Source organism: Protofrankia sp. CiP1_Cm_nod3 (genome assembly GCF_982290655.1).
In genome coordinates this window covers 33,377-44,386 of record NZ_CEVIVD010000006.1, presented here as the reverse complement: position 1 = coordinate 44,386, position 11,010 = coordinate 33,377, and the positions used below count along the sequence as shown (strand labels likewise).

Genomic DNA, 11,010 nt, shown 5'->3' with positions numbered 1-11,010 from the left:
GTCGGCCTCGGCAACCTGGCTCAGGTGAAGTCCCACGTCGCTACCGTAGCCTCCGCCTGACCACGGGTCTCGCAGGTGGCCGAGCATCCCACCTTCCCTGATCTGAGGCCGAGTCGCCGCGTCGCACCGACACCGGTGGGCGCAACGGAGCCGAATTCAGCGCAGTCCGTGCTCGTCGGGAAGGTCGGCGGCGACCAGATCCGTATGGATGAAGTCCTCGCCCTTGAACAACAGCGGTTCCCGTCGTTCAGCCGCAAGCGCATAGGCGAAACAGTCACCGAAGTTCAACCGGGCGGGACTACCGCTCCCCCTGCCGAAGTCTCGGTAGGCCTGCCGGGCGAGCGTCGCGTGCTCGGCCGTCACCGCCACCACCTCGATGTCCGCCACTCTTACCAGTTCGTCGAACCGGCGGCTCGCAACAGGGTCACGAGCCGAGTCGACGACGACCGCCGCCTCCACGTAGTTCACGGCAGACATGGCGGTGTCCGCCGAGACAAGAGCCGCCGCGTAAGCAGCCGCGTCAGGCTCGGCTCGGATGATAGCAACGAGGGCGGACGAATCCACGATCACGCCGGCAGCCCACGATCATCGTAGAGGTCGTCGATGCCGAACCTGCTCCCAGCAACCGCACCCGCTATCTGGCGGCCAAGAGCGACAATCCGCTCAACTCGCTGCTCGCCCGCTTCTGGGCCGGCCCGCATACGGTCGAGACGTTCGCGAATGGCCGTGGTCACCGCCGTCGCGATGCTCTCACCGGTCAGGTCAGCCAGCTCACGGCCAAGCCGCTGCGCCTCGTCGTTCTTGATGTTCAGCGCCACCGCAACCACTTCCACCATGGAGGCAAAATTTTCCTCCATGGTACCCCCCACGGGACGATCCGCCCCGCCTACCCCCGGCTCCTCGATTGTCCTATCGAAGCGCCGCGCGCCGATCAAACGATGCGTTACCAGGAAGACGCGGACCGTCCCGTCCCACTCCATCCTTCCGAAACCCGCTGGTCAAGAAGCATCCCGATCAGCAGCGCCAACGGATCGTTCGTCAGCAGCTCGTCCGCTGCCTCGATCTGGTTAAAGCGCAAGGCTCACGGCCCTGAAAGTAGCCGGCTCGGGCGGCCCGCCGGTCAGCGTGCCGGCTGACCGGCTCCACGTCATCGCCGAGGACTCGACGTGTGGCCCGGCCAGCTCCGGCAGGTCGGCCTGACGGACACTCCGGGATCCCGGTGGTCGCCGTATCGTTGGATCACGGCATGGTTCGCGGCACGTGCGGGTCACGTACGGTCCGAGCACGTACGGTCCGAGGAGGTGCGATTCGTGGCGACGAGCGGGGCGATGCTGGGCGCCCTCGGATTCACCTGGGATCGGTCCATGGTGAGCCGGGATATTCCGCGGTTCTCGGTCGAGCGCGCCGTCTGGCGGTTCCAGCGGTCGCTGCCGGAGTACGTGTGGGACGCGGCGGTGCTCGAGGGCAACCCGTTCACCTACCCCGAGGTCCAGACGCTGCTGGACGGGATCACCGTCGGCGGACGGAAGATCAGCGACGAACGTCAGATCCTGAACCTCGCCGAGGCGGCGAGCGAGCTCGGCCGGCTCGTCAGGACGCACGATTTCCGGTTGTCCAAGGAGGTCTCCGACAGGCTCCAGTTCCTGCTCGCTCGAGACGAGGCGCTGGAGTCAGGCCATTTCCGCGGTGAGGGCAGCGAGACCCTCACCCCTGGCGTCAGCCTCGGAGAACACGGCCGTTACCTACCGCCCGCCACCGAGCACGGCGGCGGGAACCTGCGCCGCATCTTCTCTCAGGGGCTGGAGTTCCTCTCCACCGAAATCGACGACGAGTTCGAGCAGGCCGTCGCCTATTTTCTCTTCGGCTCGCTGCAACAATTTTACTACGACGGCAACAAGCGTACCGCGCGCTACATGATGAATGGTCATCTCATGTCCCGGGGAATGGATGCCATCAGCGTCCCGGCCGCGCGCCGCCACGAGTTCAACACCGGGATGGTGGACTTCTTCCTGCGCAAGGACGGTACCGGCATGTTCGGCTTTCTGACATCCTGTCGGCTCGCCGCCGACAAGGGGGTCCTACCGCCTGGCGACGAGTAGACACTCACCGCCAGGCGGCCGTTCGCCGCTGTCCTGGCTGTGGCACCCGACGGCGCCCGGCCGCTCATCCGCCGGTCGCCTCATCCGCTGGTGAAGCTATCCGCTGGTGACGCTGAGGACGATCTTTCCCTGGATGTGGCCCTGCTCGGCTCGTTCGTGCGCGCGCCACGCCTCGGCGAGCCGGTGGACACTGTCGACGGCGACCCGGACGGCACCGGAGTCGAGCAGTCCGGCCAGTTCGGCGAGCTGGCGGCCGTCGGAGCGGACCTGGCCGCCCAGGAGCCGGATGCCCCGCCGGGCCAGGTCCTCCTCGCGGTAGTCGCCGAAGAAGACCGGGCTGAGCACTCCTCCGTCCCTGATCGCCGGGGTGAGACGGTGGCCGAGCGGGCCGCCGACGGTGTCGAACAGGTGGTCGACGCCCTTTGCCGCGTCCGCGACGTCGGTCGTCGTGTAGTCGATGTACTCGTCGGCCCCCAGCCCGCGCAGGAAGTCCTCGTGACGGGTGGACGCGACGGCGATGACCCGGGCGCCGAGATCGCGGGCAAGCTGGACGAGGAAGTGCCCGACGCCGCCGGCGGCACCGTTGACCAGCACGGTGCTCCCGGGGGTCACGGCAGCGTGGTCGACGACGTACTGCCAGGCGGTCAGGCCCGCCATCGGGACCGCCGCCGCGTGAACGTGGTCGATTCCGGCCGGCCTGCGCGCGAGGTCACCGACCGGCGCGGTGGTGTACTCGGCGTAACCTTTCGCCGCGCCCACCGTCGTCGGGAAGCGGAGCAGGCCGAAGACCTCGTCGCCCTCGGCCCACTCGGTGACGCCGGGTCCGGTCCCCACGACAACACCGGACACGTCCGTCCCAGGGGTGAACGGGAACTGGACCGCGGGCCGCATCGACTCGGGTATGAGGCTGAAGCCCGACCGCGCGTACCAGTCCGGCGGGTTCACGCCCGCGGCGTGCACCCGGACGAGAACCTCGCCCGGGCCGGGCTCGGGACGGTCCACATCATCAAGCTGGAGCACGCGGGGCGGACCGGTGCGATATACGCGAACGGACTTCATGGCGGGTCACCTTCCCTGGAGTCCGACGGATGGAGCAACGTCCGGAGCAGTGCTCCGAATATTAGACGGAACACTGCTCCGATTGCCAGGGAGGGCGCGTGAGATGACCGCTCAGCCGAGTCCGCCCGGTCACCGCGAGCGGCGCGCCGACGCACGCCGCAACTACGACCACATCCTCGTCACGGCGCGAGCCGTGCTGGCGGAGCAGGGAGTGCAGACGTCGCTGCGCGACGTCGCCCGCCGCGCGCAGGTCGGCCCAGGGAAGACTGCAACTCGCGGGGACATGATGTGGCTGATTCAGAAAAATCCCCACCAGCCCCGGAAGACGGCGGGGAGAAATGCCTGTGAGCTGAACGGCCGGCGGGCACCCCGTCAAGCGCGGGGAGCGCAGGACACACTCACGACCACTTCCGCACGACGACCGTCACTGCGTCCTCAACGATTGAGCTGCTCCGGCACCATCCCGAGCCGATCCGGTGGATGTCTTCGTCGGGGAAACGGCAGAGAACCATCTCACCGCCGAGCGCGGCATCGGCCACGAACTCCAGCCGCTGTCGGGTATGGGCGACGCGGCATACATCGAGGACTACACGGTCTTCGTCAACAAGGACGGCTTCTGGGTATCGGTTGACCTGGTACGTGCCAATGACCCGCGGAAAACCGCGGGCCGCTCGAGGACCTGGCGCGCACGGCGGTGGCGCCGTGGCGGCTGGTGCCCGGCGGTGTCGACGGCGTCGAGGCGGGCCCGGATCCAGGCTCTGATCGCGGCTTCCGACGCCGCCGGGTCCACCCGTACCAGCACCCGCCAGATCGTCACCGGGCCTGGGATCCGCCCGGCGATCCCGAGACCGGCGCGGGCATCCGCGGGGAGGTCGGCGGTCCATTCCCCGATCGCCGCGAACGAGCGGGCGCCGCCGAGCATGGCGCACACCGCGATCGTCAGGAGCGCGGCGAAGGGGGGTGACGCACTGCGCGCCGTGTAGCGGGCCAGCTCGTCGAAGGGATCACCGAAGCCGTTTGCCAGCCGCCGGCTGGCGAACACTGTCTCGCCCGCAACGGCGGTTCAGCAGCTCGTCGGCCTCGGCGAGCTGACTCAGATGCAGTCCCATCGTCGATTTCCCTTCGACGGCCAGCCAGAGCCTTCGATCGTGCACATGGTGGGCCACGGTCGCCGGTTCACCTACCCGCCCAAGGTCAACACGGGCGGACGTCCCGACTCCACCTCAGCATCCGAGTATCGACGCGTAGCGTACCTAACGAAGCCTAACAAGATTTCGGTAGCCTTACAACATCGTGCTAGGCTCGCGTCAGGCTCTCGGGAGGCGATGGCATGGATGCGGACGGACTGGCCGAGATCGTTGTCTCGCTTCGCCGAATCGGCCGGGATGACACAGGTCTTGAGGTCAAGCTGGCGTCAACCGACAAGTTGCCGGGTGAGACCATACAGACACTTTGCGCATTCGCGAATACGCCGGGCGGCGGCACCCTGATCTTGGGCCTCGACGAGGCGCGCGGATTCGCGGCGACTGGGTGCGCGCATGCCGCGAAGCTCGCCGCCGACATCGCGGGGCTGTGTCGGGACGGCCTCGTTCCGCCGCTCATGCCTCTGATCAGCCTGCCGGAGCTCGAGGACAGGACCCTTGTCGTCGCCGAGGTGCCGGAGCTCAACCCGGCGGACAAGCCCTGTTATCTCCGGGGCAAAGGGCAGCCTAACGGCTCGTACATCCGCATCTCGGACGGGGATCATCGACTGACGTCGTACGAAGTAAGCCAACTGTTGATCAACCGAGGCCAGCCGACTTTCGACAAGGAACCCGTCGAAGAAGCAAGCAGAGCCGATCTGCACGACGAACTCGTCGCGGACTATCTACGGGACCTTCGCCGGTCCCGACCGACCTTGGCCCGCCGGGAAGACGAAGATCTACTTAGCCGGTGCGGAGTGCTGGTAAGAAGTGCACTGAGTGAAAAGAAGCTCGTGCCGTCCCTGGGTGGACTGCTCGCGCTGGGCCGGGATCCACAGGGTTTTGACTCACTGCGCGGATGCGCGATCACGGTGACCACGTACCCTACACCACGCAAGGGCGAGCCCGGTCCAGACGGACAGCGATTCCTCGATGACAAGATTCTTGAAGGACCAGCACCGATTCTTCTCGCAGAAGTTTTTGACGTCCTGAACGCCCGAATGAGCCGGCGCGGAATAGTGACGGGGATTGGCAGGGAAGATCGCTGGGAGTATCCACTGGAGGCACTTCGTGAGATCTTGGTCAACGCTGTAGCACACCGCGACTACAGTCCGATGTCCCGGGGGACACGCATCCATGTCGAGATGTACCCCGATCGCCTCGAGGTAATTTCGCCCGGTGGGCTCTTCGGGCCCGTCACCATCGACCGGCTGGGAGACGAGAGCATCGCATCTGCTCGTAACCGGGCGCTCGTCGACATCCTCGAAAATGTTCGTTTCCACCGCGATCGAAGGGCCCTGTGCGAGGGGCGGGCGACCGGTATCCCCACAGTTCTGAACAGCCTGCGTCAGGCTGGGCTCGTACCGCCCAGGTTCAAGGACAACATAAGCGACTTTCGAGTCATCATGCCAAACAGGGCCTTGCTCGACGAGAGCACCCGGGCCTGGCTGTACTCGCTCGGGCAGCCGGGCGTCTCTCCAACACAGGAGATGGCCCTCGCGGTACTTCGGACTGGCCGGGCGCTGACGAGCGACGAGTACCGAATCGAACTCGCGGTAGACAGCAAGGTCGCTCGTCGAGAGCTGGGGGATCTTGTCCAACGAGGTGTGGTCAGAATGGTCAACCAGCGCCGATGGGCAAGGTACGTCCTTGACGACGCGGCCGAGAATCCACACCCGACACTTTTCTCTGAACTCCCTGAACACGAGCCGCGTCACCAACACGTGAGGACCGGCCGCAACAGGGATACTCGTAAATCCATCACACGGAAACAACGTGTTCTGGAACTCCTGGCCGTCGAGTCGCCACTGACCCGCGCGGAGATCGCCGCCCGCCTTTCCTTGGGCGATCGGCAGGTTAGTTACGAGCTGACCAAGCTGATCGCCGAGGGACTGGTCGCCAGAACAACCGCCACCTACAGCGACCCTAATGCCGCGTATCGCCTCACGAGCGAGCCGGTATGAGTTCCACGCCGTTTCTTGAAGCCGGCCGGCCTGATCGAGGGGCGGCACAGTGCGACGAAGCCATCCCGAACTGACTCCGGTCCCGCCAGTCCCGGGGAAGACAGCGACTCGCGGGGACATGACATAGCCGATCCAGAAAAAAGCCCCGCCAGTCCCGGAGGACGGAGGGGAGAAAGTATTGGCCACGATACCGGTGCACGCTCTGGCCCGTCAAATGCTGACGCGGTCGCCCATTGTGGTGCTTCGCTCCGGCAGCCCGGCCCGCGGTGTTGGCGGGATGATTCGGCCTCAATGTCTCACCGCGACCCGACCTTCGTTCCCACGACGCACCCACCCAGACCGCTGCCACTTTCCGTTGTCGACGACACACGGATCTCGAGGCGACGTCCCGGTCCGCTCCTTGTTTACCGAATTTGCCGGTCCAGCACCATGCCTATGAGTAGCGCCAACGGGTCGTTCGTCAGCAGCCTGTCGGCCTCGTCGAGCTGACCGAGGTGCAGTCCCACGTCATCACCGTAGCCGACCGTGCCGCGGCGGCCGGCAAGCCGCCGGTCAGACTGTCGCGATCATGATGAGATGATTATCTGTCATTCTCTGCCTGACTGTCATTCGCCGCGCTAGTGTCATCCACTGACAGATATACATTGAGTGACAAAAGAGGGCCGGGATGGATCGGAAGTGGTTGGCGCTGGCCGGCGTCGCGGTGGCCGTCTTCGCCGTCGGCGTGGACGGGACGGTGCTGGCGGTGGCGTTGCCGACGCTTGCGGTGAAGCTGCATGCCTCGGCCACAGATCTGGTGTGGTTCTTCCTCGGCGTATCTGCTGACCTGGGCCGTGGCGATGCTGCCGCTGGGGTCGCTGGGCGACCGGTACGGGCGGCGCCGGGTGATGATCGCCTCTCTCGCCGCCTTCGGGGCCGCCTCGGCCTGGGCTGCCTGGTCGGGCTCGGCGGCCATGTTCATCGCCGCGCGCGCAGCGGGCGGAATCGCCGGGGCCGGCATCGTGGTGATGGCCATGTCGGCAGTCACGGTGATGTTCGCCGAGGACGAGCGTTCCCGGGCGGTCGGCGTGTGGGCGGGCGTGAACTTCCTGGCCCTGCCGACCGGACCGATTCTGGGCGGCTGGCTGCTCGACCGGTTCTGGTGGGGCTGGGTCTTCCTCATCAACGTGCCGGTCGTGGTCATCGCGCTGGTCGCGGTGGTGGCGCTGGTGCCAGAGTCCCGCGGGTCAGACCGGGGCCGGCTCGATCTCGTGGGGATGACTCTGTTCGGTGGCGGACTGGCCGGGCTGGTCTACGGGTGCGCCGAGGCGGGCACCCGTGGTTGGGGTTCGGCGGTCGTGAGCGCCGCGCTGCTGGCCGGCACCCTGCTGCTGATCGTTTTTGCGCTCTGGCAGCGTCGCCTCACCCGCGGCCTGCCCGCGGCGCCGGTGTCGGCTCGGGCGCGGGAGCCGCTGGTCGACATCGGCCTGTTCCGCATCCCCGAGTACGTCTGGGGCACGGTCCTGGCCTTCCTGTGCTCGTTGGCGATGATCGGGGTGCTGTTCACCCTGCCGCAGTATTTCCAGGCCGTGCTCGGCGTGGACTCCATCGGCTCCGGCCTGCGGCTCCTCCCGCTGCTCGGCGGGCTCGCCGTCGGCGCGACCGGTGCCGAGCCACTCACGAAGACGATCGGCGCGAAGGTGGTGCTCGTCGGCGGCTTCGCGGTGCTGGGCGCCGGCCTGATACTCGGGTCCGCGACGAGCACGGGCAACGGTTTCGGGTTCGTGTCCGCCTGGACCTCGATCACCGGCGCCGGGATCGGTACGGTCCTCGCCACGGCCACCGCCGCCGCGTCGCAGCCGCCGCCGGTCAGCCAGGCGGGTGGCGAGGCAATGATCGACGCAGCACGCGCTGACACCGTTGTCGAAGGGAGCGAGTAATTGTCGCGGGAGCGGCCATCGTGGAGCCAGACGCAGACCATCGCGCTCAAGCAGGCGATCCAGGCGGCCGCGCTGCGGCTTTTCGCCGAGCGAGGATACGCCGAGACCACGGTCAGTATGATCGCCGAAGAGGTCGGGGTCGCGGCGCGGACCTGCTTCCGGCACTTCCCGACCAAGCCCGACATGGTCCTGTGGGACGCCGCCGACTACGACCTGCTGGCCCACTTCCGCGCCCGCCCGGCAGGCGAGGGCGTCATCACGGCCTTCCGCGAGGCGCTGCGCGCCGGCTACGCCACCCTGAGTCCCGACCAGCGTGCCCTGGAGCAGCACCGCACCGAGCTCATCGCCGCGATACCCGAGGTCCGCGCGGCGCACCTGGATCACCTCACCTCCGCCACGCACGAGTTCACCGTGGCCGTGGCGGAACGGGCCGGACGCAAGGCGGACGACCCCGACGTCGTCGCGGTCACCGGCGCCATCATCGGCATCATGATGATCAGCCAGCTCGACACGTCCAGGCGACCCGCGCCGTCCTCGCCGCATCAGGACCCGGTCGTTGCGATCGACGACGCCCTGGCCCGGCTGCAACGCGGATTCAGCACACTCTGACCGGAAATGGCAGCAGCGGAACCACCGGCGGCAAGAAGAGCTCGCGGCGGCGCGACGTCGATTCCGCCGGTCCCGGAGCACGAATCGGCAGGCGGTCCCGCCCAGGGCGGCGAGCAACCACGCTCCGGCGGTCCTGCCCCGAGCCGGCGGGCAGAACCCTGATGGCCGCGACGTCGGCCTCATGTCCGCTGAATTGTCCGGTGGTCGGCTGTCAGCCCTGTTGGGTCAGAATTCCGGCGCGTGTTCCTGAGCGTCCAGCAGTTCGTCGCCGTGCTGGAGTGTCCAGTCGCCGAGCGCCTTCATGGGGCCGTCGACCAGGCTCCGTCGAGCCGCCAGCTCGAGGAGGTCGCGGGCTTCGTCATCGGGCTGGGGTTCGCGGGCTTTGATCCCGCCTCCGCCGTTCCCCGCGTCCCGGCATCGTCGACAGCCAGGCCGGATGAGGAGACAGCCGCTGTCCGACCAGGACGCGCCCGCTCGGTGGACGGAGCGATAACCGGGTGAGCCGGACGCGGCGGATGGGAGCAGACTTACCGCATGAGCCCCAGCAGTCGTGGCCGTAGGAGCGGGCGGAAACCCCCCACCAGGAACAACAGGACCAGGTCACGCCCCACCGCCGTGTCACGTGTGCCGGACACGCAGGGCACGTGTGACTGCCCGGCGTGCTCGGGCGCCGACGGGCTGGGGATGGTCGTCGGTGAGCTGACCACGAACGGGGAGCTCCTGCTCACCATCGACGATCCGATGGAGGCGGAAGTCCTTGGCGCGACGCTGGTCTCAGCCAGCGACCTGATCGGCGAGGACGCCGAGGAGGCGTTTACGCAAGGGCTCGTCCCGGCGTTGGAGTCCACGGGCGCCGTGGAGGCGCTGGCGACGCTGCTGGCGATCGGCTCCGTCTCGCCGGGCCGTCTCGGCGCGGCCGCGAACGACGCCGCCGACCGCCTGGCCGAGGCCGGCATCACCCGCCCGGTATGGGCGGACGAGCTGCAGGCACCGGTGACCGCCGATGGCTTCCAACGCCTGGATGACGACCAGGAAACGGCCTCGATACTGGTCTGCTCGTTCCATCGGGCGGGGCGGGGGCACGCCGTCATCATCAACGTTGACCGCAACGACTGCGGCGCCGCCGCCGACGTTCTCTTCCTCGACGCCGACAAGCTGCCCGAAGCGGTCGAAACGCTGCATGCCGCTGCCAGCTCCGAGGGCGTCCGGATCAGGGCCGAGAACCTCAGCCCGGAGGAGTTCCGCTGGCAGGCCGAGAACGCCCTCGCCGCGCGGGCGGTACACGACGCGGGCGACGTCGCTCTCAACCTGGCCGAATTCCTCGACGACGAGGACGACAGCCCGGCCTATCCGGCGCTGGCGATGCTGCTACGGGCCCGGCTGGCGACTCTGCCGGAGCCCGGCAGACCACCCGCGCCGCATCCCACCGACGACGAGGACGACATCGGCCCCGACCTGACGCGGCTGCTGATCCCTGGCGGCTTCGAACTGGCCCCGTCCGACGTCGCGCCGTCGGCGGCGCTGCCGGCGAAACGGAAGAAGGCGGCCGGGCCAGCGCCGGTCTATCAGATCAAGGTCGTTCTGCGTGGCACGAAACCGCCGATCTGGCGACGGCTGGAGGTGCCTGCCGACATCCGGCTCGACCGGCTGCACACCGTCATCCAGGCCGCGTTCGGCTGGTACGACACCCATCTTCACGTCTTCGAGACCCGGTATGGCAGTTTCAGCAGCCCCGACGCGGATCCGGGCTACCGCGCCGAGGCCGCGGTGACGCTGGAACAGGTCGTGCCCACCGCGAACGACAAGATTTTTTATACCTACGACTTCGGTGACAGCTGGGAACACGACATCCTGCTGGAGAAGGTCCTCAGCCCGGATCCGACGGTGCGCTATCCCCGCTGCACCGGCGGGCGCCGCGCCGCCCCACCGGAGGACTGCGGCGGCATCTGGGGATACGCCGAACTGCTACAGGTGCTGAAGGATCCCGACCACCCCGAGCACGACGAGAAGCTGGAATGGCTGGGCGTCGACAACGCCGTCGAGTTCGCCCCGGAGCGGTTCGACACCGTGGCGGTCAACCAGGCGCTGTCCGCCATCCCCTGACGCACACCGTCGCGCACGTCGAAACCCTCGTAACGCAGCGCCATGGCGACAAGATCGGTGATCGCCTCCTCGTCGT

Annotated in this window: 9 protein-coding genes and 1 pseudogene; 5 read left to right on the top strand and 5 right to left on the bottom strand. The window is 67.6% G+C overall.

The annotated features are described in order from the left end of the window. Nucleotides 1-156: 156 nt before the first annotated feature. Together AC5LUJ_RS02920 and AC5LUJ_RS02915 are read right to left on the bottom strand one after the other, a co-directional pair. The gene (locus AC5LUJ_RS02920; protein ID WP_250286663.1) at nt 157-564 is read right to left on the bottom strand and encodes a type II toxin-antitoxin system VapC family toxin; all 408 of its coding nucleotides are present in this window, start codon (nt 562-564) and stop codon (nt 157-159) included. 2 nt (nt 565-566) lie between these two features. Continuing rightward, nucleotides 567-857, bottom strand: coding sequence for a type II toxin-antitoxin system VapB family antitoxin (locus AC5LUJ_RS02915; RefSeq protein ID WP_493464413.1), 291 nt, complete (start codon nt 855-857; stop codon nt 567-569). A gap of 453 nt (nt 858-1,310) precedes the next feature. Between AC5LUJ_RS02915 and AC5LUJ_RS02910 the strand changes: the two genes are divergently transcribed. Then, nucleotides 1,311-2,099, top strand: a complete 789-nt coding sequence (locus AC5LUJ_RS02910; protein WP_250286656.1) for a Fic family protein — start codon at nt 1,311-1,313, stop codon at nt 2,097-2,099. Nucleotides 2,100-2,195: 96 nt separating this feature from the next. Here the strand turns inward: AC5LUJ_RS02910 and AC5LUJ_RS02905 are convergent, their stop codons facing one another. Together AC5LUJ_RS02905 and AC5LUJ_RS02900 are read right to left on the bottom strand one after the other, a co-directional pair. Next, nucleotides 2,196-3,158, bottom strand: a complete 963-nt coding sequence (locus tag AC5LUJ_RS02905; protein ID WP_250286658.1) for an NADP-dependent oxidoreductase — start codon at nt 3,156-3,158, stop codon at nt 2,196-2,198. A gap of 586 nt (nt 3,159-3,744) precedes the next feature. Next, nucleotides 3,745-4,200, bottom strand: coding sequence for a transposase family protein (locus AC5LUJ_RS02900; protein ID WP_250286660.1), 456 nt, complete (start codon nt 4,198-4,200; stop codon nt 3,745-3,747). 288 nt (nt 4,201-4,488) lie between these two features. On the opposite strand from AC5LUJ_RS02900, the gene AC5LUJ_RS02895 reads away from it, so the two are divergent. After that, the gene (locus AC5LUJ_RS02895; protein WP_250286661.1) at nt 4,489-6,303 is read left to right on the top strand and encodes an ATP-binding protein; all 1,815 of its coding nucleotides are present in this window, start codon (nt 4,489-4,491) and stop codon (nt 6,301-6,303) included. A 410-nt stretch (nt 6,304-6,713) separates the two neighbouring features. On the opposite strand, the pseudogene AC5LUJ_RS02890 reads toward AC5LUJ_RS02895, so the two are convergent. Further along, a pseudogene (locus AC5LUJ_RS02890) lies at nt 6,714-6,809 on the bottom strand (HhH-GPD-type base excision DNA repair protein); the annotation flags it as partial. 270 nt (nt 6,810-7,079) lie between these two features. On the opposite strand from AC5LUJ_RS02890, the gene AC5LUJ_RS02885 reads away from it, so the two are divergent. The 3 genes from AC5LUJ_RS02885 (at nt 7,080) to AC5LUJ_RS02875 (ending at nt 10,934) form a co-directional block, all read left to right on the top strand. Next, nucleotides 7,080-8,222: an MFS transporter gene (locus tag AC5LUJ_RS02885; RefSeq protein ID WP_250292664.1), complete on the top strand. Its 1,143-nt coding sequence runs from the start codon at nt 7,080-7,082 to the stop codon at nt 8,220-8,222. After that, the gene (locus AC5LUJ_RS02880) at nt 8,223-8,831 is read left to right on the top strand and encodes a TetR/AcrR family transcriptional regulator (protein WP_250282984.1); all 609 of its coding nucleotides are present in this window, start codon (nt 8,223-8,225) and stop codon (nt 8,829-8,831) included. 624 nt (nt 8,832-9,455) lie between these two features. Continuing rightward, entirely contained in the window at nt 9,456-10,934 is a 1,479-nt protein-coding gene (locus tag AC5LUJ_RS02875) for a plasmid pRiA4b ORF-3 family protein (protein ID WP_493464412.1), read from the top strand. Nucleotides 10,935-11,010: the final 76 nt, after the last annotated feature.